This window comes from Phenylobacterium sp. GW821-FHT12F10, assembly GCF_058806695.1.
In genome coordinates, this window is the sequence record NZ_JBXAPY010000004.1 from 116666 (window position 1) to 141032 (window position 24367).

30 protein-coding genes are annotated in these 24367 nt (G+C 70.2%); 17 read left to right on the plus strand and 13 right to left on the minus strand.

Annotated features, from left to right (window positions below; translation table 11 throughout):
• The first annotated feature begins 35 nt into the window (after positions 1–35).
• The 3 genes from AC1RN5_RS19865 to AC1RN5_RS19875 all read left to right on the plus strand — a co-directional run bounded on the left by AC1RN5_RS19865 (position 36) and on the right by AC1RN5_RS19875 (position 2125).
• A complete protein-coding gene (locus AC1RN5_RS19865; RefSeq protein WP_493043222.1) occupies positions 36–932 on the plus strand; it encodes a hydrogen peroxide-inducible genes activator in 897 nt (298 codons plus the stop codon).
• 98 nt (positions 933–1030) lie between these two features.
• Complete coding sequence (locus tag AC1RN5_RS19870; RefSeq protein ID WP_493043224.1) at positions 1031–1435, plus strand: host attachment family protein; 405 nt, start codon at positions 1031–1033, stop codon at positions 1433–1435.
• Positions 1436–1561: 126 nt separating this feature from the next.
• Positions 1562–2125, plus strand: coding sequence for a PadR family transcriptional regulator (locus tag AC1RN5_RS19875; RefSeq protein WP_493043225.1), 564 nt, complete (start codon positions 1562–1564; stop codon positions 2123–2125).
• A 7-nt stretch (positions 2126–2132) separates the two neighbouring features.
• Here AC1RN5_RS19875 and AC1RN5_RS19880 read toward each other — a convergent pair whose 3' ends face one another.
• Positions 2133–2648, minus strand: a complete 516-nt coding sequence (locus AC1RN5_RS19880) for a GNAT family N-acetyltransferase (RefSeq protein WP_493043226.1) — start codon at positions 2646–2648, stop codon at positions 2133–2135.
• Positions 2648–4714 carry a prolyl oligopeptidase family serine peptidase gene (locus AC1RN5_RS19885; RefSeq protein ID WP_493043228.1) on the minus strand — a complete coding sequence of 689 codons (2067 nt, stop codon included), beginning with the start codon at positions 4712–4714 and terminating at the stop codon, positions 2648–2650. The genes AC1RN5_RS19880 and AC1RN5_RS19885 overlap by 1 nt, the downstream gene beginning before the upstream one ends.
• An 81-nt stretch (positions 4715–4795) precedes the next feature.
• Here AC1RN5_RS19885 and dapF point away from each other — a divergent pair, with 81 nt between their 5' ends.
• From dapF to AC1RN5_RS19905, 4 genes are read left to right on the plus strand one after another with little or no spacing between them, the layout of a single operon-like run.
• A complete protein-coding gene (gene dapF, locus AC1RN5_RS19890; RefSeq protein ID WP_493043229.1) occupies positions 4796–5623 on the plus strand; it encodes a diaminopimelate epimerase in 828 nt (275 codons plus the stop codon).
• Positions 5620–6888, plus strand: coding sequence for a tRNA (N(6)-L-threonylcarbamoyladenosine(37)-C(2))-methylthiotransferase MtaB (mtaB, locus tag AC1RN5_RS19895; RefSeq protein WP_493043231.1), 1269 nt, complete (start codon positions 5620–5622; stop codon positions 6886–6888). The genes dapF and mtaB overlap by 4 nt, the downstream gene beginning before the upstream one ends.
• Positions 6885–7358, plus strand: coding sequence for a GFA family protein (locus AC1RN5_RS19900; RefSeq protein ID WP_493043232.1), 474 nt, complete (start codon positions 6885–6887; stop codon positions 7356–7358). Before mtaB ends, AC1RN5_RS19900 begins: the two co-directional genes overlap by 4 nt.
• Before the next feature lie 29 nt (positions 7359–7387).
• The gene (locus tag AC1RN5_RS19905) at positions 7388–8149 is read left to right on the plus strand and encodes a COG4705 family protein (RefSeq protein ID WP_493043234.1); all 762 of its coding nucleotides are present in this window, start codon (positions 7388–7390) and stop codon (positions 8147–8149) included.
• On the opposite strand, the gene AC1RN5_RS19910 is transcribed toward AC1RN5_RS19905, so the two are convergent.
• On the minus strand, positions 8146–8775 hold the full coding sequence (locus AC1RN5_RS19910) for a trimeric intracellular cation channel family protein (RefSeq protein WP_493043237.1): 630 nt from the start codon (positions 8773–8775) through the stop codon (positions 8146–8148). The two genes, AC1RN5_RS19905 and AC1RN5_RS19910, sit on opposite strands and share 4 nt — an antisense overlap.
• A 46-nt stretch (positions 8776–8821) precedes the next feature.
• Here AC1RN5_RS19910 and ftsY point away from each other — a divergent pair, with 46 nt between their 5' ends.
• The 3 genes from ftsY (at position 8822) to AC1RN5_RS19925 (ending at position 11073) form a co-directional block, all read left to right on the plus strand.
• Positions 8822–9757: a signal recognition particle-docking protein FtsY gene (ftsY, locus tag AC1RN5_RS19915; protein WP_304699338.1), complete on the plus strand. Its 936-nt coding sequence runs from the start codon at positions 8822–8824 to the stop codon at positions 9755–9757.
• Positions 9754–10341, plus strand: coding sequence for an inner membrane-spanning protein YciB (locus AC1RN5_RS19920; RefSeq protein WP_493043242.1), 588 nt, complete (start codon positions 9754–9756; stop codon positions 10339–10341). The genes ftsY and AC1RN5_RS19920 overlap by 4 nt, the downstream gene beginning before the upstream one ends.
• Before the next feature lie 84 nt (positions 10342–10425).
• Positions 10426–11073 carry a MarR family winged helix-turn-helix transcriptional regulator gene (locus AC1RN5_RS19925; protein WP_493043244.1) on the plus strand — a complete coding sequence of 216 codons (648 nt, stop codon included), beginning with the start codon at positions 10426–10428 and terminating at the stop codon, positions 11071–11073.
• 18 nt (positions 11074–11091) lie between these two features.
• Here the strand turns inward: AC1RN5_RS19925 and AC1RN5_RS19930 are convergent, their stop codons facing one another.
• The 7 genes from AC1RN5_RS19930 to ccmA form a co-directional block, all read right to left on the minus strand.
• Positions 11092–11340: a hypothetical protein gene (locus AC1RN5_RS19930; RefSeq protein WP_304699335.1), complete on the minus strand. Its 249-nt coding sequence runs from the start codon at positions 11338–11340 to the stop codon at positions 11092–11094.
• A 59-nt stretch (positions 11341–11399) separates the two neighbouring features.
• On the minus strand, positions 11400–11915 hold the full coding sequence (locus AC1RN5_RS19935; RefSeq protein WP_493043247.1) for a DsbE family thiol:disulfide interchange protein: 516 nt from the start codon (positions 11913–11915) through the stop codon (positions 11400–11402).
• Positions 11912–12067: a heme exporter protein CcmD gene (gene ccmD / locus AC1RN5_RS19940; RefSeq protein ID WP_421933452.1), complete on the minus strand. Its 156-nt coding sequence runs from the start codon at positions 12065–12067 to the stop codon at positions 11912–11914. The genes AC1RN5_RS19935 and ccmD overlap by 4 nt, the downstream gene beginning before the upstream one ends.
• A gap of 2 nt (positions 12068–12069) precedes the next feature.
• Positions 12070–12798: a heme ABC transporter permease CcmC gene (gene ccmC / locus AC1RN5_RS19945; protein WP_304699332.1), complete on the minus strand. Its 729-nt coding sequence runs from the start codon at positions 12796–12798 to the stop codon at positions 12070–12072.
• Positions 12799–12918: 120 nt separating this feature from the next.
• Positions 12919–13428 carry a Spy/CpxP family protein refolding chaperone gene (locus tag AC1RN5_RS19950; protein WP_493043248.1) on the minus strand — a complete coding sequence of 170 codons (510 nt, stop codon included), beginning with the start codon at positions 13426–13428 and terminating at the stop codon, positions 12919–12921.
• 76 nt (positions 13429–13504) lie between these two features.
• Positions 13505–14170, minus strand: a complete 666-nt coding sequence (ccmB, locus tag AC1RN5_RS19955; RefSeq protein WP_493043251.1) for a heme exporter protein CcmB — start codon at positions 14168–14170, stop codon at positions 13505–13507.
• Positions 14167–14769, minus strand: a complete 603-nt coding sequence (ccmA, locus tag AC1RN5_RS19960; RefSeq protein ID WP_493043252.1) for a heme ABC exporter ATP-binding protein CcmA — start codon at positions 14767–14769, stop codon at positions 14167–14169. The genes ccmB and ccmA overlap by 4 nt, the downstream gene beginning before the upstream one ends.
• A gap of 177 nt (positions 14770–14946) precedes the next feature.
• Between ccmA and acnA the strand changes: the two genes are divergently transcribed.
• The 3 genes from acnA to AC1RN5_RS19975 all read left to right on the plus strand — a co-directional run bounded on the left by acnA (position 14947) and on the right by AC1RN5_RS19975 (position 19107).
• Positions 14947–17643, plus strand: coding sequence for an aconitate hydratase AcnA (gene acnA / locus AC1RN5_RS19965; RefSeq protein ID WP_493043254.1), 2697 nt, complete (start codon positions 14947–14949; stop codon positions 17641–17643).
• A 91-nt stretch (positions 17644–17734) separates the two neighbouring features.
• A complete protein-coding gene (locus AC1RN5_RS19970) occupies positions 17735–18427 on the plus strand; it encodes a DUF1223 domain-containing protein (RefSeq protein ID WP_493043256.1) in 693 nt (230 codons plus the stop codon).
• 344 nt (positions 18428–18771) lie between these two features.
• Complete coding sequence (locus AC1RN5_RS19975; protein ID WP_493043259.1) at positions 18772–19107, plus strand: DUF2794 domain-containing protein; 336 nt, start codon at positions 18772–18774, stop codon at positions 19105–19107.
• A 60-nt stretch (positions 19108–19167) separates the two neighbouring features.
• Here the strand turns inward: AC1RN5_RS19975 and AC1RN5_RS19980 are convergent, their stop codons facing one another.
• Positions 19168–19911: a Bax inhibitor-1/YccA family protein gene (locus AC1RN5_RS19980; protein ID WP_493043261.1), complete on the minus strand. Its 744-nt coding sequence runs from the start codon at positions 19909–19911 to the stop codon at positions 19168–19170.
• 143 nt (positions 19912–20054) lie between these two features.
• Between AC1RN5_RS19980 and thpR the strand changes: the two genes are divergently transcribed.
• Positions 20055–20591 carry an RNA 2',3'-cyclic phosphodiesterase gene (thpR, locus tag AC1RN5_RS19985; RefSeq protein WP_493043263.1) on the plus strand — a complete coding sequence of 179 codons (537 nt, stop codon included), beginning with the start codon at positions 20055–20057 and terminating at the stop codon, positions 20589–20591.
• A 123-nt stretch (positions 20592–20714) separates the two neighbouring features.
• On the opposite strand, the gene AC1RN5_RS19990 is transcribed toward thpR, so the two are convergent.
• A complete protein-coding gene (locus AC1RN5_RS19990) occupies positions 20715–21098 on the minus strand; it encodes a DUF2237 family protein (RefSeq protein WP_421933441.1) in 384 nt (127 codons plus the stop codon).
• Positions 21099–21153: 55 nt separating this feature from the next.
• Here AC1RN5_RS19990 and AC1RN5_RS19995 point away from each other — a divergent pair, with 55 nt between their 5' ends.
• Both AC1RN5_RS19995 and AC1RN5_RS20000 read left to right on the plus strand, forming a co-directional pair.
• Positions 21154–22011, plus strand: a complete 858-nt coding sequence (locus tag AC1RN5_RS19995) for an HpcH/HpaI aldolase/citrate lyase family protein (RefSeq protein WP_493043265.1) — start codon at positions 21154–21156, stop codon at positions 22009–22011.
• 20 nt (positions 22012–22031) lie between these two features.
• The gene (locus AC1RN5_RS20000) at positions 22032–22814 is read left to right on the plus strand and encodes a hypothetical protein (protein WP_493043268.1); all 783 of its coding nucleotides are present in this window, start codon (positions 22032–22034) and stop codon (positions 22812–22814) included.
• On the opposite strand, the gene AC1RN5_RS20005 is transcribed toward AC1RN5_RS20000, so the two are convergent.
• Positions 22811–23230, minus strand: coding sequence for an HIT domain-containing protein (locus AC1RN5_RS20005; protein WP_493043271.1), 420 nt, complete (start codon positions 23228–23230; stop codon positions 22811–22813). The two genes, AC1RN5_RS20000 and AC1RN5_RS20005, sit on opposite strands and share 4 nt — an antisense overlap.
• A 140-nt stretch (positions 23231–23370) precedes the next feature.
• Here AC1RN5_RS20005 and AC1RN5_RS20010 point away from each other — a divergent pair, with 140 nt between their 5' ends.
• Entirely contained in the window at positions 23371–24360 is a 990-nt protein-coding gene (locus tag AC1RN5_RS20010) for a malate dehydrogenase (protein WP_493043273.1), read from the plus strand.
• The last annotated feature ends 7 nt before the right edge of the window (positions 24361–24367 follow it).

A 24367-nucleotide genomic window follows, 5' to 3' on the forward strand; every position in this document is an offset into this window, starting at 1 on the left:
ATGGGTTTCCCATAGACTGAGCCTATGATCGCGCCATGCTCCCCACCATCCGCCAACTCCAGTACCTGAAGCTGCTCGCCGAGCACGGAGCCTTCGGCAAGGCGGCCGAGGCCGCCCACGTCACCCAGCCGACCCTGTCGGCGGGCATCCAGGAGCTGGAACGCACCCTGGGCGCCCCGGTGGTGGACCGCGCCCGCTCCGGCGTCATCCTGACGGCGGTGGGGGAGGCGGCGCTGAGCCGCGCCAACATCATCCTCAACGAGGCCGAGGAACTGGTGCAGGCCGCCAAGAACGCCAGCCAGCCCCTCACCGGGCGCTTCCGCCTGGGGGTCATCCCCACCATCGCCCCCTTCCTGCTGCCCAAGGCCCTGCCCCTGCTGCGGGCGCGCTTCCCCAAGCTGCGTCTCTATCTTCGGGAGGACCTGACCCAGCGCCTGATCGCCGCCCTCAAGGCCGGCCAGCTGGACGCGGCCCTGATCGCGCTCCCCTTCGACATGGCCGGCCTGGCCCACGCCCACGTCTCCGACGACGAACTGCTGGCCGCCATCCCCGCCGATCATCCCCTGGCCAACCGGCTGGAATTCCCCCCCTCGGCCATGGAGGGGGAGGACCTGATCCTGCTGGAGGACGGCCACTGCCTGCGCGACCATGTGCTCTCGGCCTGCGGCCTGAAGCCCCCCAAGGCCACCGGCGACGAGGAGGCCTTCGCCGCCACCTCCCTGCCGACCCTGGTGCAGATGGTGGGGTCGGGCCTGGGCGTCACCTTCCTGCCGGCCATGGCGGTGGAGGCGGGCCTGACCCAGGCCGCCCACGTCGCGGTGCGCCATCTCCAGGCCGAGCACCCGAGCCGCGAGATCGTGGTGGCCTGGCGGGCCGGCTCCAGCCGCGGCGCCGAGGGCCGCCTGCTGGCCGAGACCCTGCGGGACGCCTGAACGGCGAAGCCGCAATTGAGCCAGATCATGGTTGGGCCCGATGGGCCGCGTCAGACGTTGCCACCACGGGGTTCCCCCCAATCCATCGGAGCAACAAGATGCAACTACCCAAGGGCACGACCGTCGCCGTCGCGGACGGCGTGACGCTTCACCTCTACCGGAACGCCGGCGACGAGGTTCATCCCAAGCTGACGGCCCTGCCGCCGGCCACCCTGGGCCACGTCAACCGCAGCTCCGGCGACCACCACTATTCCAGCTCGGCCAACCCGAACGACGGCCAGCAGCGCGAGGACGGCTTCGCCGCGGCCACGGCGGCCTGGCTGAACGAGCAGGCCCTGGGCGGCAAGATCGAGCACCTCTACATCATCGCCGCCCCCAAGACCCTGGGCGAGCTGCGCCGCCACTATCACAAGGCCCTGGAGGGCAAGCTGCTGGGGGAACTGGCCAAGGACCTCACCGGCCACGTGGTGGGCGACATCGAGACCGCCATCGCCCACGCCTGATCCCGGCCGGGGCGGGCCCAGGCTCGCCCCGGATCGCGACTGTCGATCTATTTCGATATATCTCTATTGCATTCCGGCGCGGGTTAGATATATCTGCAATATCGATATGTCTAAATAGGATCGAAAATGCATAGACACTTCTCTCACCGACACGAACATCGCAGCCGCCACGGCTTTGGCGGCCACCTGCGCGAGCACCTCCGGGGCGGACGCGGCGAGCGCGGCGGCCGCATCGGCCGCCTGCTGGAGCACGGGGACCTGCGGTTCCTGGTCCTGGCCCTGCTCGCCGAGAAGCCCCGCCATGGCTACGACGTCATGCGCGAGCTCGAGGAGCGCACCGGCGGGGCCTACCGGCCCAGCCCCGGCGTCATCTACCCCACCTTCTCCCTGCTGGAGGACGAGGGCTTCGTGGTCCCCGTCGCCGCCGAGGGCGGTCGCAAGGCCTATGAGGCCACCCCGGCCGGCAAGGAGGCGCTGGAAGCCAACCGCGCCGCGGTGGACGCCATCTTCGCCCGCCTGGACGAGGCGGCCGAACATTCCTCCGGCGCCCGGCCCAAGCTGCAGCGCGCCATGCAGAACCTCGGCGTCGCCCTTCGCCTGCGCATGCAGCGCGGCGGTGTCACCGAGGATCAGGTGGACGCCATCGCCGGCATCCTCGACGAAGCCGCGGCCCGCATCGAGCGGACCTGAGCCCGGCTCATCCCGGGTTCGAGGCGAGCTCGCGGGTGAAGAACAGCGCCAGGTCGTCGTCCACCATGACCTCCTGCATCGGCGTCACGGGGATCGTGTTCCAGGCGATCCCCCGCCCGTCGGGCAGATAGCCCCGCAGCACATAGAGCCGCTGGGCCGGACCGTAGTCGCGATAGAGCCCGACCCCGATGCCGGCGGTCGGGCTGCGGGTGGCGATCAGGGCCTCGGCGGCGTCCATCAGGGCGGTGCCGATCCCGCGCCGGCGGAATTGGGGCAGGACGTTGAAGTCCTGGATCTCCGGAATCCCCGCCTCGCGGAACGGCGCATACTGCGGGACCCACATCACCGTCACATAGCCGGCGAATTCCCCGTCCAGGCGGGCTGTCAGCACCGGCCGGTCGTCGGCGGTCTGTTCGTCCAGGTAGCGGGCGAACTGGGCCTCCGGCTTGTCCCAGCCGATGGCGGCGAAGGCCTGGGCGATGCGCGGCGGATCCTCCGCCGTCAGGGGCGTGATCTCCAGCATCAGTCCATCAGCTTCTGGGTCAGGTAGACATAGTGCCGGGCCCAGCGGCGGGCGTTCAGCTCCGGATCGGCGTCGTTGGCGTGGCCGCCGAAGGTCTGCTCGTAATAGAGGTAGGGGATGCCCATGGCCTCCAGCCGGGCCGCGAACTTCCGCGCATGGCCCGGATGGACCCGGTCGTCGCGGGTGTTGGTGGTGATATAGGGCTCGGGATATTTCACGCCGGGCTTGAGGTTCTGGTAGGCCGAGTACTTGGCGATGAAGGCGCGGTCCGCGGGCACGTCCGGGTCGCCATATTCCCCGATCCACGAGGCCCCCGCCGACAGCTTGTGATAGCGCAGCATGTCGATCAGCGGGCTCTCCACCACCACGGCGTTCCACAGCTCCGGGTGCTGGGTCATGGAGACCGTGGTCAGCACCCCGCCGTTGGACCGGCCATAGATGCCGAGCCGGCGGGCCGAGGTGATCTTGCGGGCCGCCAGGTCGCGGGCCACGGCGGCGAAGTCGTCGAAGGACAGCTGGCGCGTCTCCCGCAGCACGCTGTCGTGCCAGGCCGGCCCGAACTCGCCGCCCCCGCGGATATTGGCGATCACATAGGCGCCGCCCCGCTCCAGCCAGATCTTGCCCATCTCCGGCAGGTAGATCGGCGGCTTGGCCACCTCGAAGCCGCCATAGCCGTACATGAGGGTGGGCAGCGACCCGTCGCGCTTCGCGCCCTTCGGCAGGACCACGAAATAGGGAATCTTGGCCCCGTCCGAGGAGGTGGCCCAGTACTGCTTCACCTCGTGGGTCGCGGCCTTGAACCGGGCGGGCAGGGTCTTGACCGGAACCGCCGTCCCGGCGGCCGCGTCGGCCAGCCACAGGCTGGTGGGATCGAGGAAGCCCTCGGCGGCGACGAAGACCTGGTCGTCGTCCCCGGAGGCCGAGCGGATCGTGAAGGTGGCGTCCTTGGGCAGGGCCAGGCGTGTGGCCGTCCACTTGCCGTCCTTCAGGTCATAGACATCGACGGCGCCCTTCACCTCGTCCAGCAGGTTCACCACCAGCCGCCCCTGGGTGTCGTCCACCTCGGTGATGGCCTGGCGCGGGCCGGGCTGGAAGATCAGGACCGGCTTCGCGCCGCCGGCCTTCAGGGCCTGCAGATCATAGGCGATCAGGGCCCCCGCGCCATAGCCGCCCCAGGCCTCCTTCAGCTCGAAGACCGCCTGGCCGTCGACATAGGCCTGGTATTCGGCCTTGCGGGGCAGGGCCACCGGGATCGTCCGGCCGGCCTCCAGCAGCACGAATTCGTTCTCGAAGAAGGTGATCCCGCGCCGCGCCATCAGGCCGTCGGCCTTGCCGCCCGCGCCGCGCAGGACGATGGGGGAGACCCCGACGTCGCTCTTCTGGCCGCGATAGACCTCGCGGGCCTGGCCGTCGCGGGTCAGGGTCTTGACGATATAGGCGTAGCCCGAGGGGGTCTCGTCGCCCGGCGTCCAGATGCGGTCGGCCACCAGGGTGTCGGGATCGAGCCAGTCGAAGCCCTGCTTGCCCTCGGCCAGGCGGAAACCGCCGGTCACGAAGGCCTTCTTGGCGGTGTCGAACTCGCGCACCTCGACGGCGTCGCCGCCGCCGTCGGAGAGCTCCACCAGGCACAGGGTCTGGGCGGGCTTCAGGCAGGTCGCCCCCTTCCAGATCCAGTTCTTGCCCTCGGCCTTGGACAGCGCGTCCAGGTCCAGCAGGGTGTCCCAGGCGGGCTCGGCGCTGCGATAGGAGGCGAGCGTCGCGTGGCGCCAGACCCCGTGCACGTGGGCGTCGTCCTGCCACAGGTTGTCGACCCCCCCGGCCCGGAACACCGGCCACGGAATGCGGTCCTTGGCGGTGAAGATGGCGCGCGCCTCACCCAGATAGTTCGCGTAGCGGGGATCGGCCTCCAGCCGCTTGGCCGACTTGGCGTTCTGGCCCTCGACCCAGGCCATGGCCCTGGGCGCATCGATGTCCTCGAGCCAGGTGAAGGGGTCCGCGGGGGCCTGGGCATGGGCCGGGCCGGCCAGCAGGAGGGCGCCGGTCAGCGCCGCGCAAAGCATTTTCATGGGCCAAATCTAGGACCGCGCGGCAGGGTCTGTCTCGCCAAAGGTGATCGCCGGCGATTTCTCGCCTATATAGCCGCCATCATGAGCCGTCCGTTCCTGAAGATGAACGGGCTCGGCAACGACTTCGTCGTGGTCGAGGCCCGCTCCGCCCCGTTTGCGCCCAGCGCCGACGAGGTGCGCGCCATCGCCTCGCGCGAGGGCGGGATCGGCTGCGACCAGCTGGTCTCCATCGACCCCTCGTCCCGCGCCGACGCCGCCGTCCGCTTCTGGAACGCCGACGGCGAGGAGGTGGGCGCCTGCGGCAACGCCAGCCGCTGCGTGGGCTGGCTGCTGATGGAGGCTTCCGGCAAGGACGTGGCCACCTTCGAGACCCGGGGCGGCCTGCTCACCGCGCGGCGCGCGGGCGACAAGCGGGTCAGCGTCGACATGGGGGTCCCGGGCCTGGCCTGGAACCAGATCCCCCTGGAGGAGGAGATGGACACCCGGGGCATCGAGCTCCAGGTCGGCCCCATCGACGCCCCCCTGCTGCACACCCCGGGCTGCGTCTCCATGGGCAACCCGCACGTGGTCTTCTTCGTCAACGACGCCGAGACCGCGCCGGTGCGCGAGGTCGGCCCGATGATCGAGCACCACCGGCTGTTCCCGGAGGGCGTCAATGTCGGCTTCGCCCAGATCAAGGCCCGCGACCGCATCCGCCTGAAGGTCTGGGAGCGGGGCGCCGGCCTCACCAAGGCCTGCGGCACCGGCGCCTGCGCGGCCCTGGTGGCGGCCAGCCGCCGCGGCCTTACCGACCGCAAGGCCACCCTGGAGCTGGACGGCGGCGATCTGACCATCGAGTGGCGGCAGAGCGACGACCACGTGATCATGACCGGTCCACTGGAACTCGAGTTCACGGGGACCCTGCCGTGAGCGACAAGCTGGATATCGTCACCTTCGGGTGCCGCCTCAACGCCTATGAGAGCGAGGTCATCCGCGCCCGGGCCATCGAGGACGGGCTGGAGAACGCCATCGTCTTCAACACCTGCGCGGTGACCGGCGAGGCCGTGCGCCAGGCGCGCCAAGCGATCCGCAAGGCCCGCCGCGAGCGCCCCGACGCCCGGTTGATCGTCACCGGCTGCGCGGCCCAGATCGACCCCGCCGCCTTCGCCGCCATGACCGAGGTGGACCTGGTGCTGGGCAACGCCGAGAAGTCGGCGGCCGGCGCCTATGGCGCCGCCGCCCCGGAAGGCCGGGTGCGGGTCAACGACATCATGAGCGTGCGGGAGACCGCCGGCCACCTGATCGACGGTCTGAAGGACCGGGCGCGGGCCTATGTCGAGGTCCAGAACGGCTGCGACCACCGCTGCACCTTCTGCATCATCCCCTTCGGCCGTGGAAATTCCCGCTCGGCGGCCGCCGGCGAGGTGGTGGAGCAGGTCCGCAAGCTCACCGCCCAGGGCTATCTCGAGGTGGTGCTCACCGGGGTGGACATCACCAGCTGGGGCGCCGACCTGCCGGGCCAGCCGACCCTCGGCCAACTGGTGGCCCGCATCCTGAAGCTGGTCCCCGAGCTGCCGCGCCTGCGGCTCTCCTCCATCGACGCCGCCGAGATCGACCCCGATCTGATGCGCTGCCTGGCGGAGGATCCCCGGCTGATGCCCTACCTGCACCTGTCGCTGCAGGCCGGCGACGACATGATCCTGAAGCGGATGAAGCGCCGCCACAGCCGCGCCGACGCCCTGAAGCTGATCGCCGATGTCCGCGCGGTTCGCCCGGACACAGCCTTCGGCGCCGACTTCATCGCCGGCTTCCCGACGGAGACGGAGGCGATGTTCGAGAACACCCTGCGCCTGGTCGAGGACGGCGGGCTGTCCTTCCTGCACGTCTTCCCCTTCAGCCCCCGTCCCGGCACGCCGGCCGCCCGTATGCCGCAGCTCCAGCGCCCGGTGATCAAGGACCGCGCCGCCCGCCTGCGCGCCGCCGGCGAGCGGGCGCTTGAGCGCCACCTGCAGCGCCAGGTCGGCCGGACGATCACCGGCCTGGTCGAGCGCGACGGGGTCGCCCGGGCCGAGGACTTCACCGAGATCGCCTATGTCGGCGAGGCCGCCGTGGGGTCGATCGTACCGATGCGGATCACCGGCTATGAGGGCGCGCGCGCCCTGGCGGAGGTCGCGGTCCTGGAGGCGGCGGAATGAGCGGCGAGACCGGCGGATGCCAGTGCGGGGCGGTGCGGTTCCGGGTGGACGGCGCGCTGGGCCGGCCCAGCCTCTGCCACTGCCGCATGTGCCAGAAGGCCTTCGGGAGCCTCTTTGGCCCCCTGGTGTCGGTGAAGATCGCCGACCTGGTCTGGACGCGCGGCGCGCGCAAGATCTTCGCCAGCTCCAACAAGGTCGACCGCGGCTTCTGCGCCGACTGCGGCACGCCGCTCACCTTCGAGTGGAGCGAGACCCTCATCGACCTGGCCATCGGGGCCTTCGACGATCCCGCGCCGCTCAAGCCCGTGGTCCAGATGGCCGTTGAGGCGGCCGTGCCGTGGGTCAATGACCTGCCCGGCCTGCCGACCCCCAGCGCGCAGGAGCGCGGAAAGATGGCGGCGCACTACGCCGCCATTGTCAGCCATCAGCATCCCGATCACGACACCGACGTGTGGCCGCCGGCGACCTGAGGCGTCCGTAGAGGACAAGGAAACCCCACGTGCCTCAGGACTCCAGGGATCTGGCCAGCAAGGTCGCCCACGTCACCTTCGCCTTCTGGGTGATGAAGATCTGCGCCACCACGGCCGGCGAGACCGGCGGCGACCTGCTCTCCATGACGCTGAAGGTCGGCTACCTGGCCAGCACCCTGATCCTGCTGGGCTTCTTCCTGGTGGTCCTGGTCTTCCAGCTGCGGGCCAAGGCCTTCCATCCCTTCCTCTACTGGGCGGTGATCCTGGCCACCAGCACGGCGGGCACGACGATGTCGGACTACATGGACCGCAGCCTGGGCCTCGGCTACGCCGCCGGCGCGACGATCCTGGTGAGCCTGCTGGCGGCCGTCCTGCTGACCTGGCGCCTGACCCTGGGCTCCATCGCCGTGGACCATATCCGCGACCCGCGGGCCGAGAGCTTCTACTGGGCCGCCATCCTGGTCTCCAACACCCTGGGCACGGCCCTGGGGGACTATCTCGCCGACAGTTCGGGCCTGGGCTACGGGCTCAGCAACCTGCTGATCGCCGGCGGCATCGCGGTCACGGTGATCGGCTGGCGGTTCACGACGATCTCGCGGACGGTGCTGTTCTGGATCGCCTTCGTCCTGACGCGGCCCTTCGGCGCCACCATGGGCGACCTGCTCACCAAGGCGCCGGAGAAGGGCGGCCTGGGGATCGGCACGATCGGCTCGACCCTCGTCCTGCTGTCGGTGCTGGTCCTGGTGCTGATCTTCAGCACCCGACGCGAACGGAGCCTGGCGGCCGCCTAGTCCTCCGGCGTCCCGCGGCCCGGGAATCCCGGCAGGGCCCAGCCCTTGAGGATCGCGCCGGTGCGGATGGCGAAGGCCACGGCGAATCCCGCCAGGCCGGCGGGGAAGCCCGGAACCCCGAACATCTGCAGGACCACGAAGGCGCAGGCGCCCAGCAGGGCGGCGGTGACATAGATCTCGCGCTTCAGCAGGATCGACGGTTCGTGGGCGAGCACATCGCGGATCACCCCGCCGAAGCAGGCCGTCAGCGTCCCCATCACCACCGCCGAGAAGGGTGGCGCGCCCAGGGAGGCCGCCTTGGCCGCCCCCACCACGCAATAGGCGGCCAGGCCGAGCGCATCGAGCCACAGCAGCACCCGCATCCGCCCCTTGCCCGCCCCGAACACCCAGACCGCCATGGCCGCGGCCAGGCAGGCCAGGATGTAGGCCGGCTTCTGCACCCAGAAGACCGGCGCCCCGATCAGCAGGTCCCGCAGGGTGCCGCCGCCGACCCCGGTCACGGCGGCGAAGAAGCCGAAGGTGACGATGTCGTGCTTGCGCCGCGCGGCGGCCAGGGCCCCGGTGGCGCCGAACACGGCCACGGCGGCATAGTCCAGCCAGGTCAGGGTGGCGGTGAGGGCGTCCATTCCCCATCCTCTATCGCGCACGCCGAGGAGCCGCTAGAAGCCGCCTATGACTGAACCCAAGAAGGGCTGGTTCCAGCGCCTCGCCGGCGGCCTCACGCGCTCGTCCAAGGCGCTGACCGAACAGGTGGCCGCCACCTTCACCAAGGCGCCGCTCGACCAGGCCAAGCTCGACGAGCTGGAGGAGATGCTGATCGAGGCCGACCTCGGTCCGCACTCGGCCGCCCGCATCACCCAGCGCTTCTCCGACGCCAAGTTCGGCAAGAGCGTCGACGAGATGGAGATCAAGGAGGCGCTTGCCGAGGCGATCGGTGACGAGCTTTCCAGCCGCCAGGGGACCTTCGATCCGCTGTCCGGGCCCAAGCCCTATGTGGTGCTGTTCATCGGGGTCAACGGCTCGGGCAAGACCACGACCCTGGGCAAGATCGCCGCCGACCTGACGGGCAAGGGCGCCAAGGTGCTGGTGGTGGCCGGGGACACCTTCCGCGCCGCCGCCGTCGAGCAGCTCAAGGTCTGGGCCGAGCGCGCCGGGGCCGACTTCATGTCGCGCCCGCCCAATTCCGACGCCGCCGGCCTGGCCTTCGACGCCATCGCCCACGCCAAGGAGAAGGGCCACGACGTGGTCCTCATCGACACCGCCGGCCGCCTGCAGAACAAGCAGGGCCTGATGGACGAGCTGCTGAAGGTCATCCGGGTGGTCAAGAAGCTCGACCCCGAGGCCCCGCACGAGACCCTGCTGGTGCTCGACGCCACGGTGGGCCGCAATGCGCTGGCCCAGGAGAACATCTTCGGCAACCAGATCGGGGTGTCGGGGATCGTGATGACCAAGCTGGACGGCACCGCCCGCGGCGGGGTCCTGGTGCCGGTGGCCCAGGCGTCTGACAGCCCCATCAAGCTCATTGGCGTCGGGGAGGGGATCGAGGATCTTCAGCCCTTCAACGCCCGGGCCTTCGCCCGTTCCCTCGTCGGTCTGGAGGACGCATGACCCTGTCGCCTGGCGCCAAGAAGTTCGTCACCGGATTCGTCGACTACGGATGGCCGGTGGGCTTCGTCATCGCCTATTTCATCACCCACGACACGGTCCAGGCGACCTGGGGCATGGTGGCCGGCGCGGCGCTGGCCCTGGTCATCGGCTTCGTTGTGGAGAAGCGCGTCGCCCCCATGCCCCTGGTGGCGGGGCTGATCGCGGTGCTGTTCGGCTGCCTGACCCTGTTCTTCCACGACGACCGGTTCATCAAGGTCAAGCCGACCGTGACCTCGGTGGCCTTCGGCCTGTTCCTGATCGGGGGCATGGTGCTGCGCAAGAACCCGCTGAAGATCCTGCTGGGCAAGGCCTTCCAGATGCCCGACGAGGGCTGGCGCAAGCTGACCTGGCGCTACGGGATCTTCTTCCTCTGCGTGGCGGGCCTGAACGAATTCATCTGGCGCACCCAGCCGGACGCCACCTGGGTGCTGTTCCGCTTCCCGGGCCTCTCCATCATCCACGTCCTGTTCGGCTTCTCCCAGGTGCCGCTGATGATGAAGTACGCCAAGATCGACGAGCCGCCGCCGGTGCCGCCCATCGAATAGGGCGTCCACGGACGGCTGTCGTCAAAACGACGCGAACGGATTATAATCTCCCGGCCCGAGCCAATCCGAAAGGCGGGGAACTCCATGTCGAAATCGAAGTCTGGCAAGTCAGGCGGGCTCCCGGCCCTCGACCGGTCGCCGAGCCACCTGCTGCACCGCGCCCTGCAGCTGTCCCTGGATCTCTACGCCGAGGCCTTCGGAGCCGGCGGGCCGACCCAGCGCCAGTACGCCGTGCTGGCGGCGGTGGAGGCCCATGAGGGCCTCACCCAGACCGACCTGGTCAGGATCACCGGCATCGACCGCTCCACCCTGGCCGACATGGCCGCCCGCATGATCACCAAGGGTCTGCTGGAGCGCCAGAGGTCCGCCGCCGACGCCCGGGCCAACGCCGTCAGCCTCACCGCCGCCGGCCGCGAGCTGCTGGAGGAGGCCAAGCCGAAGATGGCCGAGGTCGACGCCAAGCTGCTGAAACTGCTGTCCTCGGGCAAGCGCGAGGGCCTGGTCGCCGTCCTGCGCGACCTGATCGCCGCCGGCGAGGCCGCGGCCCAGCCGCCGGTCGAGAAGCCCGCCAGGAAGGCCAAGGCCGAAAAGCCCGCCAAGCTCAAGAAGGCCAAGCCGGAGAAGGCGCCCAAGGCCGCCAAGCCCGCGAAGGCCGAGAAGCCGGCCAAGCCGGAGAAGGCCCCCAAGCCTGAAAAGCCCAAGAAAGAGAAGAAGGCCAAGAAGGCGGCCTGATCCCTCCGGGACCTGTTTCTAGACCTTGATGTCCAGCAGCGAGCCCGGCCGCAGGATCCGCTCGGGCGGATCGGCGGGCAGGTTGGTGGGGATGCGGCCCAGGGGCTGGGCCCGGGTCGTGGGCTGCGCGGCGGCGGCCGAGGTCGGCGCCTCCTGCTGGCCGAGCGCGGCCTGGAAGAAGGCGCGCTGACCCGCATTGCGGGGCGCCTCGGGCCGCTGGATCGGTTGGGCGGTCTGCGGGAAGCCGGGTCGGATCGGGAGCGCCACGTCGGGCCTTATGGTTAATGCGCGGTCAACGATATGGCGCGGTTCGCCTCAATGTAAGGTTAACGCGGGGCCTTCGCCCAGAGATCCCGCGCGTCTTTTTCCGTCAGCGGCCCGGTGTGCTTGGCCAGGATCATGCCGTCGGCGCCCACCAGATAGGTCTCCGGCACCCCGGTGACCCCCAGCTCGATGCCGGCGCGGCCGTCGCGGTCCACCAGGCGCGCGCCGTAGGGGTCTCCCAGGCGGGCCAGGAAGGCCTTGGTGTTGTCGGGCGCGTCCTTGTAGGCGATCCCCACCAGGGGGACCCCCTGGGCCTTCAGGGCCACCAGCACCGGCTGCTCGATCTCGCAGGGGGCGCACCAGGAGGCGAAGATGTTCACCAGCACCGGCCCCTTGGCCGCCTCGCGCAGGCGCACCGGCCGGCCGTCGTCCAGGCTGGGCAGGACCAGGTCCGGAGTCGGCTTGCCCACCAGGGCCTGGGGCTCGACCCGGGGGTCGTGCTTGAGGGCGAACAACCCGAACAGCAGGGCGAGCGCCACCAGGGCGATCAGCGGCAGCAAGGCCAGGCCGCGGTTCACGCCTCGCGGTCCCTGGAAAGCTCCTGCGCGCGTTTGCGCCAGCGGCGCGCGTGGTTGAGGCTGGAGACGATCATGCCGAGGAAGGCGATGGCGGTCAGGCCATAGGCGGGCCAGATGAAGGCGGCGTAGGCGCCGGGATCCAGGTCGAGCATGGTCAGCCCCTCGCCGCGCGCAGGGCGGCGGCCTCGGCGCGGCGGCGCCAGACCTCGCCGCGGATGCGCACCAGCCACAGGGATCCGAAGGCCGCCATATAGGCCAGGCCCAGCAGCAGCAGCGGATAGAGGTATTCCACCGTCATGGTGGGGCCGCCCTTGCGGAACACCGAGGCGCCCTGGTGCAGGGTGTTCCACCAGTTCACCGACCAATGGACGATGGGCAGGTTCACCACCCCCACCAGGGCCAGGATCGCTCCGGCGCGGGCCGCCTTGGCCTCGTCGTCCAGGGAGGCGCGCAGGGCCATGTAGGCCAGATAGAACAGCAGCAGGACCAGGACCGAGGTCAGGCGCGCGTCCCAGACCCACCAGGTCCCCCACATCGGCCGGCCCCACAGCGAGCCGGTGGCGAGCGCCAGGACCGTGAAGGCCGCGCCCAGGGGGGCGGCGGCCTGGGCCGCGGCGTCGGCGAGCGCATGGCGGAAGACGAGCGCCAGGAAGCTCGCCCCGCCCAGGCAGGCATAGACGAACATGCTCATCCAGGCGGCGGGGACATGGATGAACATGATCCGCACGGTGTCGCCCTGCTGGTAGTCCTCCGGGGCGGTGAAGCCCAGCCAGAGGCCGGCCAGGGCCAGCAGCACGGCGATGACGCCGAACATGGGCGCGGCCCAGCGCGAGAACGCCATGAAGCGCTCGGGGTTCGACAGGAAGGCCGGCGCCGGGATCATGCTGGCGAATTAGACCCCGGCGCCGCTTCGGGCAAGCCGGGGTCTGCTTCTGGAGCGTGACAGCCTGAAGTGGATACCGGTTCAGGCGCCCGTCACGCGCTAAACATAAGAAACCACGCCCTAGCCGCGGCCGCCCATGCGGTGGCCGCCGCCGTGGCCCTTGCCGCCGTGGCCACCCATCGGGCCCAGGGCGTCGAAGGCCTTCTTCTGGGACGGCGACAGCTGGCTGTAGAAGCGCATCGTCGCGTCGGCGCGGCGGCCGAACTGGACCTGGCGCTCAGCCATGCGGGCCTTCATGTGGTCCAGGCGCTGCGGCGTGGTCATCCCCGCCCGCTCGCCGCGCTCGGCGCGCATCCTGTCCCGCATCCCGGCCGGCGGGGCCATGGATTGCAGAAAGGCGTTCAGGGCCGGTTCCTGGGCCGGGGTCAGCTGCAGGGTGTCGCGCAGGTGCTGGGCGCGGCGAGCGGCCATTTCGGCCGGGTCGCGATGCATGCGCTCGCCGCGATCCTGGCGCGGGCCGGCGTCCTGGACGCCCGACATCATGCCGGCGGGCGGGGCAGGCTGGGCCAGGGCGGCGCCGCCAAGGCTGAGGATCGCGGCGCCGACCAGCAGCGGGGTGGTGAATTTCATGGGGTCTCGGACTCCGGGTTGTTACGCCCCTCAGGACCTTCAACGCGGGCCCCCGCGATTTCCGTCGCCGGAAAATTCAGGACAGGGCGTTGCGGCAGGCCGCGGCCATGGCCAGCGGTCCGAGCGCCACCGCCGCGGCGGCGTAGGCGCACAGCAGGGCCAGGCCCGCATGCCAGGGCAGGCCGTTGCCAAAGGCGTCCAGGGCCGCGCCGCCGAAAATCACCGGCGGCACGAACAGGGGCAGGACGATCACGGCGGTCAGCAGGCCGCCGCGCCGGGCTCCCAGGCTGAGGGCCGCCCCGATCCCGCCGGTGAAGGCGAAGGCCAAGCCTCCCACCAGAGCGCAGGCGAAGATCAGGGGGGCGAGCTCGGGCTTGGCGCCCAGCGCGATGGCCGCCACGGGGGCGGCGAGCGCCAGGGGCGCGCCCGTGGCGATCCATTGGCCCAGGCACTTCAGGGCGCAGACGATCTCCAGGGGCAGGGGCGAGAGCACGATCAGGTCGAGCGCCCCATCCTCGTAGTCGCGCTCGAACAGCCGCTCCAGGGAGAGCAGGGCCGCCAGCGCCAGGGCCACCCAGGCCATGCCGGTGGCGATGGCCGCCAGCCGGGCGGGTTCCGGGCCGGTGGCGAGCGGCAGCAGGGTCGCGGTCCCGGCGTAGAAGCCGAGCGAGACCAGCGGCCCGCCGCCCTTGCCCCAGGCCAGCGCCACCTCGCGGGCCAGCAGGGCGCCGGCCCGGCTCACGCGCCGATCTCCAGGGCCTTGGCCGGGACGGGCAGGGGATCGTGCACGGCGGCGACGATCAGGCCGCCACCGGCCAGATGGCCAGCCATGATCTGGCCGAATCGCTCGCGCCAGCCGGCGTCCAGCGGGCTCAGGGGCTCGTCCAGCAGCCACAGGGGGCGGGGAGCGGCGATGAGCCGCGCCAGGGCCAGGCGGCGCCTCTGCCCGGCCGACAGGCGCCGGATCTCCAGGTCCAGCAGGTTGACCAGTTCCAGGGTCCTGACCGCCGTCTGCGTCGATTCCGGGGTCCCGCCGGTCCAGGCGCTCCAGAAGCTGAGCTCCTCGCGGGCGGTGCGGGCCGGCTTGAGCCCGTCGAGGTGGCCGATCAGGTGCAGGCCCCGGGCCCGGGCCTCCGTGGGATCGAGCGCCCCGAAGCCCACCGCCCCGGCCTCGGTCTCGACGAGGCCGGCGATGGTGCGCAGCAGGCTGGTCTTGCCCGCGCCGTTGCGGCCGGTCAGGGCGGCGGCCTGGCCTGAGTCGAGGGTCAGGTTCAGGCCCTCGAAAAGCAGGCGCCCCCCCCGCCGAACGGCCAGGTTTTCGAGGCTCAGGCGCGAGATCACGGGCGCGGGGTTCCCACTGCATGGACGTGAGCCAAGCCAGGGTCTATGACGCGCGCGGCCGACGCCGCCTTGGGGGGCGTACGCGGCGCGGGGGCGGACGCTGTGTGTCCGCTTCGAAAAGCGCGCGATCCCCGAAGCGGTGATGTAGCGGCCGTGAACAGAGGAAGGATCCCTTATATGGCGTCGATCGACAGCCTGAAGACCCGCCGCGAACTGACGGTGGGCGACAAGACCTACGTCTACTACAGCCTTCCCGCCGCCGAGGAAGCCGGACTTTCGGGCGTTTCGCGCCTGCCGGCCTCCATGAAGGTGCTGCTGGAAAACCTGCTCCGCAACGAGGACGGCCTCTCGGTCGGCTCCGACGACCTCACGGCGCTCGCCGCCTGGCTGGTGAACAAGGGCTCCGTCGAGCACGAGATCAGCTTCCGCCCGGCCCGGGTCCTGATGCAGGACTTCACCGGGGTGCCCGCGGTCGTGGACCTGGCCGCCATGCGCGACGCCATGACCCATCTCGGCGCCAATCCCGAGAAGATCAACCCGCTGAACCCCGTCGACCTGGTCATCGACCACTCGGTGATGGTGGACCACTTCGGCACCGCCAAGGCCTTCGGCGAGAACGTCGAGCGCGAGTACGAGCGCAACATCGAGCGCTACCGCTTCCTGCGCTGGGGCTCCTCGGCCTTCAACAACTTCCGCGTCGTGCCGCCCGGCACCGGGATCTGCCACCAGGTGAACCTGGAATACCTGGCCCAGACCGTCTGGACCCTGGACGAGGCCGGTGAGACCACCGCCTATCCCGACACCGTCGTCGGCACCGACAGCCACACCACCATGGTCAACGGCCTGTCGGTCCTGGGCTGGGGCGTGGGCGGCATCGAGGCCGAGGCGGCCATGCTGGGCCAGCCGATCCCCATGCTGATCCCCGAGGTCATCGGCTTCCGCGTCACCGGCGCCATGCCGGAGGGCGCGACCGCCACCGACCTGGTGCTCACCGTCACCCAGATGCTGCGCAAGAAGGGCGTGGTGGGCAAGTTCGTGGAATTCTACGGCCCCGGCCTCGCCGGCCTGACCCTGGAAGACCAGGCCACCATCGCCAACATGGCCCCGGAATACGGCGCCACCTGCGGCTTCTTCCCGGTGACCAAGGCCACCATCGACTACCTGACCGCCACCGGCCGTGAGCCCCACCGGGTCGCCCTGGTGGAAGCCTACGCCAAGGCCCAGGGCCTGTGGTTCGAGCCCGGCGACGCCGATCCCGAATTCACCGACACCCTGGAGCTGGACCTCGGCACGGTCATGCCGTCCCTGGCCGGCCCCAAGCGTCCCCAGGACCGGGTCCTGCTCTCCGAGGCCGCCGCCGAGTTCAAGTCGGCCCTGGGCAAGGAGTTCGGCAAGGCCGATCCGGAAAGCGCCGAACAGCGCATCCCCGTGGCCGGCGAGAAGTTCGACGTCGGCAACGGCGACGTGGTCATCGCCGCCATCACCTCCTGCACCAACACCTCCAACCCCTCGGTGCTGATCGCCGCGGGCCTGGTGGCCAAGAAGGCCATCGAAAAGGGCCTGAAGGTGAAGCCCTGGGTGAAGACCTCGCTCGCCCCCGGCTCCCAGGTGGTGACCGACTATCTGAAGAGCGCGGGCCTCACCAAGAGCCTCGACGCGCTTGGCTTCAACCTGGTGGGCTACGGCTGCACCACCTGCATCGGCAATTCCGGCCCCCTGCCGGAAGCCATCTCCGAGGCGGTGCAGAAGGGTGACCTGGTCGCCTGCTCGGTGCTCTCGGGCAACCGCAACTTCGAAGGCCGGGTGAACCCCGACGTGCGGGCCAACTACCTGGCCTCGCCGCCCCTGGTGGTGGCCTACGCCCTGGCCGGTTCGATGAACATCGACCTGGCCACCGAGCCGCTCGGCGAGGGCAAGGACGGCAAGCCGGTCTATCTGAAGGACATCTGGCCGACCTCGGAAGAGATCGCCACCCTGCAGCGCAAGCACGTCACCCAGAAGATGTTCGCCACCCGCTATTCGGACGTCTTCAAGGGCGACAAGAACTGGCAGGGCATCAAGGTGGCTGGCGGCCAGACCTACGCCTGGGACATGGGCTCCACCTATGTGCAGAACCCGCCCTACTTCCAGGACATGAAGATGGAGCCGGCCCCGGTGACCGACATCGTCGAGGCGCGGGTTCTCTCCGTGTTCGGCGACTCGATCACCACCGACCACATCTCGCCCGCCGGTTCGATCAAGGCCACCTCGCCGGCCGGGGTCTATCTGCGCGAGCACCAGGTGCCGACCACGGAGTTCAACTCCTACGGCGCCCGCCGCGGCAACCACGAGATCATGATGCGCGGCACCTTCGCCAACATCCGGATCCGCAACAAGATCACCCCGGACATCGAGGGCGGGGTCACCAAGCACTTCCCCTCCGGCGACGTCATGGCGATCTATGACGCGGCCATGCGCTACCAGGGCGAAGGCCGTCCGCTGGTGGTGTTCGCCGGCAAGGAATACGGCACCGGCTCCTCCCGCGACTGGGCGGCCAAGGGCACCAAGCTCCTGGGCGTGCGCGCGGTGATAGCCGAGAGCTTCGAGCGCATCCACCGCTCGAACCTGGTGGGCATGGGCGTCCTGCCGCTGCAGTTCCTGCAGGAAGGCTGGCAGAAGCTGAACCTGACGGGCGAGGAGATCGTCACCATCCGTGGCCTGACCGAGCTCTCGCCCCGCCGCCAGCTGACGGTGGAGATGTACCGTCCGTCGGACGGCCGCATCGCCCGCTTCCCGGTCCGTTGCCGGATCGATACGCCCACCGAGCTTGAGTACTTCAAGAACGGCGGCGTGCTGAACTACGTGCTGCGCAACCTCGCCAAGTCCGCGGCCTAAGGTGTTCCCGACCAGGCGGCGCCGACCCGACGCCGCCTGGTCACACCTTGTTGAAACCTTCCTCCAACGAAGTCCGGTTAAGTGCGCGCCAATGCGTAACGTCGCGCTTTTCAGCCTGCTGGTCGCCGCCCTGCCGTTTTCCGCGCAGGCCCGGCCGCCGGTGGTGGTCGAACTCTACACCGCCCAGGGGTGCGCCTCCTGCGGCGAGGCGAACGCCTATGTCGGCAAGCTGGCCGACCGGCCCGGCGTGCTCGCCCTGACCTTCCCGGTGGACTACTGGGACTATCTCGGCTGGCCCGACACCTTCGCCAAACCCGAATTCGCCGAGCGCCAGAAGGCCTATGTGGCCCGGCTGGACCTGCGGGAGCCCTATACGCCCCAGGTGGTGGTGGACGGCCGCGCCCAGGCCGGCGGCCTGCAGAGCGAGAAGATCGACAAGCTGGTGGCCGACGCCGCCCAGGCGCCCCGCCGCGCCCCGGACATGGCCTTCATCGGCCAGCGTCGGGTGGATGTGGGCTTCGGGACTCCGCCGCGGGGCGGGGCCGAGGTCTGGGTGATCCGCTATGATCCGCGCGAGCAGGACGTCACCGTCCGCAAGGGCGACAACAAGGGCCAGACCGTGCCGCACAGGAATGTGGTGGTGCAGATCAAGCGCCTGGGCCCCTGGCGCGGCCAGCCCACCGCCTACCGCCTGCCCCAGGCGCCCGCCGAGGGCCTGGCCACCGCGGTCATCGTCCAGGCCGCCCGTGGCGGCCGCGTGGTGTCCGCCGTCCGCAGGGACTGACGCCGACCTCCAGACATGACGAAGCCCGCACGGTGGAGGGGGGGGTGCCGTGCGGGCTCGTCTTGGGGCTCTTACTTGGAGAGAGCTAGGTGTCGGCTGGCCGAAGCCCGCGATCCAGGGGGGCTGGGGGGGCTGTTCAGGATCCGGGACCAGCGAGGTTCCGACCAACCGACAATGACTTTATCGGTGGCGCATCAGGCGGCGGCTGGGCCGGATTAAGGTCTTTTCACGGCGCAAGGTTACGGTTGTTTTAGAATGGCCCGGGGCGTTGCAGGCGGGACACGCCGGCCCGCGCGCGCCGGCATTTGTCGAACGGCGCGGATTGGGTCTAACCTGCGCCTTGCATGGCGTTGGATCAGCCCCACCAGACCCCCTCGGCCGCGAGCGTCTTCTTCGAGCGCCGCGAGTTCCAGCGCATCCTCAACCTCTATGGCCGCATGGTCGCCGCCGGCGAATGGCGCGACTACGCCATCGACGCCCAGACCGAGGCCTGCTCCTTCTCGGTGTTCCGCAGGGCCACCGAGGCGCCCCTCTACCGCATCGAGAAGCGCCCGGCCCTGGCCCAGCGCCAGGGGGCCTGGTCGGTGATCGGCCAGGGTGGGGTGATCCTCAAGCGCGGCCACGACCTGGACCAGGTGCTGCGGGTCTTCGACAAGGGCCGCTTCAAGGTGGTGGATTAGCCAAACAAAAACCCCGGCGGTTTCCCGCCGGGGCTCTCGAAGGTCGGTCCTGGTCGGGCCTTAGCGGCGGCTGCCGAACAGGGCGAGCAGGAACTGGAACATGTTGATGAAGTCCAGGTACAGCTGGAGCGCGCCGAAGTTGGTGGCCACGCTCATGGCCGACTCGTTCCCGCCCAGCTCGTAATAGGTCATCTTCAGGCGCTGGGTGTCGTAGGCCGTCAGACCCGCGAAGATGAGCAGGCCGATCACGTTGATCAGCAGCGCCATCACCGAGTTCTGCAGGAACATGTTGATCAGCATGGCGCCGATCAGGCCCCAGGCCCCCATGATCAGGAAGCTGCCGAAGCCGGTCAGGTTCTTCTTGGTGGTGTAGCCCACCAGGGAGAGGGCCCCGAAGGCCGTGGCGGTCAGCAGGAAGGTCGAGGCGATGGAGGCGCCGGTATAGCGCAGGACCAGCACGCCCATGGAGGCGCCGATCAGGCTGACGATCGCCCAATAGGTGATGCCGGCCGCCTTGGGGGTGACGTTCTTGGTGAAGGAGGAGAACAGGATGACCGCCAGCGGGGCGAAGGCCACCACCATGCCGAGGATCGAATAGCCCACCCGGCCATTGGCCACGGTGAACATCAGATCGCGGACCGGGGCGAAGGATCCCGTCAGGTAGGCCAGGCCGGCGGACAGCAGGAGGCCCACGGCCACCTTGTTGTAGACGCCGAGCATGAAGCTGCGAAGTCCCGCGTCCACCGACATGTCGGCGCGATCCGCGGGGATCGTGCGAGCAGCGCCGCGGTTGAAGTCGCTCATCTGAGCATAGCCCTTTGTTGCAACGCCCCAGGTGGGCGCACCTCCGAATATCGGGTTCCGCGGCCTCAAGCGCAAGCGGGCGCCCGATTACGATTGCGTCAGGCGATCTTGCCCTGCTCCGGAGGCGGCTTAGGCTGGGGCCCATGATCCGCCTTTTCGCCGCCGTCGCCGTCCCGCCCGAACTGGGGGAGGGGCTGCAAGCCCGCCAGACCGGCCTGGCCGGCGCCAACTGGCGGCCGCTGGAGGCCTTCCATATCACCCTGCGGTTCTTCGGCGACGTGCGCGAGGACATGGCCGACGACCTGCATCTGGAGCTGGAGCGCATCTTCGCCGCCCCCATGACCCTGGAGCTGGAGGGGGTCGGCTCGTTCGGCGAGGGCCCCGAGCTGCACGCCGTCTGGGCCGGGGTGAGGGAGAGCGAGGCTCTGCGCCGCCTGGCCAAGGCCTGCGAGACCGCCGCCCGGCGCGCCGGCCTGGCCCCCGACAGCCGCGCCTACCGCCCGCACGTGACCCTGGCCTATCTGCGCCGCCCCGATCCCGCCGAGGTCGCGGCCTGGCTGGCCGCCAACGCCCTGCTGAAGTCGCCGCCCTTCCAGGTCAGTCACTTCGGGCTCTATTCCAGCAAGCTGCTCAGCGGCGGGTCGCGCTATCAGCTGGAGCAGATCTACAGGTTGCGGTGACACTGAACCCGTTCGTCCCGGCGAACGCCGGGATGCGGGTCGTAGGTCACGGCCTGCGCCAGGAATCCTGAATGCGGCGGCTGTATCAGGGTCCCGGCCTTCGCCGGGATGAGCGGATGGGGACTACGCCTTGACCGCGTAGTCCTTGAGGATTCCCAGGGGCACGATGGCCAGGGTCTCCTCGTGGGTCGCCTCCAGCACCAGGTGCGGGGCGGCCCCGGCGTCCAGGGCCTCCTTCCAGCGCGGCGCGCAGAGGCACCAGCGATCGCCGGGCTTCAGGCCCGGAAAGGCGTAGTCGGGGACCGGGGTGGAGAGGTCGTTGCCCATGGATTTCGAATAGGCCAGGAATTCGGCGGTCATCACCGCGCAGACGGTGTGGATGCCGGTGTCCTGCGGCCCGGTCTCGCAGCAGCCGTTGCGGAAGAAGCCGGTGACGGGATCGAGCGAGCAGCTCTGCAGCTCGCCGCCCAGCACGTTTTTTGCATCCTCGTCGTATCGAATGGTCATGGGGCCATCCTAGCCCTTAAGAGGGGGGATCGCCCATGCAAAACGGAGCCCGCCCGTGATCGCCGCCCGGCCTCGCCGCAGCGCCCTCTATATGCCCGCCGCCAACGCCCGGGCCATCGAGAAGGCCCGCGACCTGGCCTGCGACGTGGTGATCCTGGATCTGGAGGACGCCGTCGCCCCCGACGCCAAGGACCTCGCCCGCGACCAGGCCGCGGCCGCGGTGAAGGCCGGCGGTTTCGGCCGCCGCGAGGTGGTGATCCGGGTCAATGGCCTCGACACCTCCTGGGGCGCCGCCGACCTGGCCGCGGCCGCCGCCGCCCGTCCGGCCGCCATCCTGGCGCCCAAGGTCTCCAGCCCCGCCGACGTGGCGGCCTATGACCGGGCCCTGACCGGCGACACCCGCCTGTGGGTGATGATCGAGACCTGCGCCTCCCTGTTCGCGTTGAATGAGATCGCCGCCTGCGCCGCCGCCAGCCGCCTTGAGACCCTGGTCATCGGGACCAACGACCTGGCCAAGGAGATGCGCTGCCGCCTGACCGTCGAGCGCGCGCCCCTGGCCGGCCCCCTGTCCCTCAGCGTCGCCGCCGCCCGCGCCCACGGCCTGACCATCCTGGACGGCGTCTTCAACGGCATCGAGGACGACGAGGGCCTGGCCCGTCAATGCGCGCAAGGGTCGGAGTTCGGCTTCGACGGCAAGACCCTGATCCATCCCCGGCAGATCGAGGCGGCCAACGTCGCCTTCTCTCCGGCCCCGGACGAGATCATGTGGGCGCGCAGAATTGTCGAGGCCTTCGATTCGCCGGAAAACGCCGCTAAGGGCGTGCTTCGCGTCGAGGGACGCATGGTGGAGCGGTTGCATCTGGCCGAGGCGCAGCGTCTGATCGCTGTGGCCGAGGCGATCGCCGCGGCGTGAGGCAGGATTTGGAAACCCGGGTGTCGAGAACTGGACGGATCGCGGCGCTCCTGGCGACCGTGGCCCTGAGCGCGCCGCCGGCCCTGGCCCAGGAGGCCGACCCCATCGGGGCCCTGCTGGAGCAGACCCAGACCGCCCCGCCCCCGGAGCCCACCCCCCAGCCGCCGGCCCCGGCTCCTGCGGCCGAGACCCCGGCCGCCTCGCCCCCGCCCTCGACCACGCCGCCGGTGAGCACCGCCCCGCCCCCGGTCTACAACCGGCCGCCGGTCCAGGCGCCTCTGCCCTATGTGGCGCCGCAGCCCTATACGCCGCCCGCCTACACACCCCCGGCCTATACGCCCCCGGCCTACGTCCCGCCGGCCACGCGCCGGCCGCAGCTCACCGCGCCGGTCCATATCGACGAGATCGGCAAGACGCCTGAGGGCCCGCCGACGGCCACCGACCTGAACTACGAGGCGCGCATGCGCTCGTCCTTCAACTCCGCCCAGGGGATGCAGGGGCCGCTGGACGGGGCCTGGAGCCTGCGCGCGGGGGGTTCGGAACTCTATGACCTGCAGCTGGTGGACACCGGCAGCGGCAGCCTTGAGGGCGCCTGGCGCGATCCGCGGCGGCGCGGGGCGGTGGACGCCTCGGGCTTCATCGATTCCATCAGCCGGGTGGGCGGCCAGCTCACCATCCGCATCACCCCCCGACCCGGCGCCGACCCCTCCATCATCATGCTGAGCGCCGACGTGAACGGAAGCTGGTCGGGCGAACTCAACGAACGTGGCGAGCACCGCTCGGTGACCCTGCGGCGGAACTAGAGCCCCAGCGCCCGCCGCGCGGTCTCGACGGCGTAGGCCGCCACGTCGGCGGCGTAGGGCTCGGCGGTCCCAAAGCCCCAGACCGGCCCGGGCCAGGCCGGATCGTCCCGCCGGCGGCCCACCACATGGACGTGGAGCTGCGGCGTCACATTGCCCAGGGCGCCGACGTTCAGCTTCTCCACCGGCACGCCCAGCGCCTCCCCCAGCACCTGCAGGGCCCGGCCCGCGCGGACGATCTCCTCCATCAGCACCGCCCGGTCGCCGGCCGCCAGGTCCTCCAGCTCCCGCAGCCGCTCGCCCCGGGGAATCAGCACGAGCCACGGATAGCGGACGTCGTCCTGCAGGCGGACCTGGCACAGCGGAAGGTCGCCGACCGCATGCGAGGTGGCGATGAAGGCGGGGTCGATCTGATCCATGGCGCAGGATGACCACGCGTCCGCGCCGCGGCAAAGGGCCTAAACTCCGCGCGCGGCATTGCGGCAGGGCGGTGGTTTGAGCTACGGGGACCCCCGACCTGGCGTACCTGTCGTCCCGCCACAGCAATCGGAGCAGCTCCATGACCACCAAGACCCCCATCCGCGTGGCGGTCACCGGCGCGGCCGGCAACATCGGCTACGCCCTCCTCTTCCGCATCGCCTCGGGCGAGATGTTCGGCAAGGACCAGCCGGTCATCCTGCAACTGCTGGAAATCCCGGTCGAAGGCCCGCAGAAGGCCCTGAAGGGCGTGGCCATGGAGCTGGAGGACTGCGCCTTCCCGCTGCTCCAGGACATGGTGCTGACCGGCGAGGCCGAGGTGGCCTTCAAGGACGTGAACTGGGCCCTGCTGGTGGGCTCCAAGCCCCGCGGCCCCGGCATGGAGCGCGCCGACCTGCTGAAGGACAACGGCAAGATCTTCATCGCCCAGGGCAAGGCCATCGACGCCGTCGCCGCCGACAACGCCCGCGTGGCGGTGGTGGGCAACCCCTGCAACACCAACGTGATGATCGCCGCCAGCCAGGCCAAGCGCCTGCCGAAGGACCGCTTCACCGCCATGGTGCGCCTGGACGAGAACCGCGGCCGCGCCCAGCTGGCCAAGAAGGCCGGCGTCTCGATCAACGAGGTCAGCGAGCTGTTCATCTACGGCAACCACAGCCCGACCATGTTCGCCGACTTCACCCACGCCAAGATCGGCGGCAAGGACGCCGCCTCGGTGATCGGTGACGAGGCCTGGCTGAAGACCGAGTTCCTGCCCACCGTCGGCAAGCGCGGCGCGGCCATCATCGAGGCCCGCGGCCTGTCCTCGGCCGCCTCGGCCGCCAACGCCCTGATCGACCACGTCCGCGACCTGAACACCGTCGGCGCCATCCACTCGGTCGCCGTCAACAGCGAGGGCCGCTACGGCTTTGCCGAGGGCGTCTGGGCCGGCATGCCGGTCAAGACCACCGCGCCCGGCGCCTATGAGGTGCTGACCAGCTACGAGATGGACGATTTCGCCAAGAGCAAGATCGCCCTGACCAATGACGAGCTCGTCGGCGAGCGTGACACCGTGAAGGACATGCTGGGCTGAGCCCGGC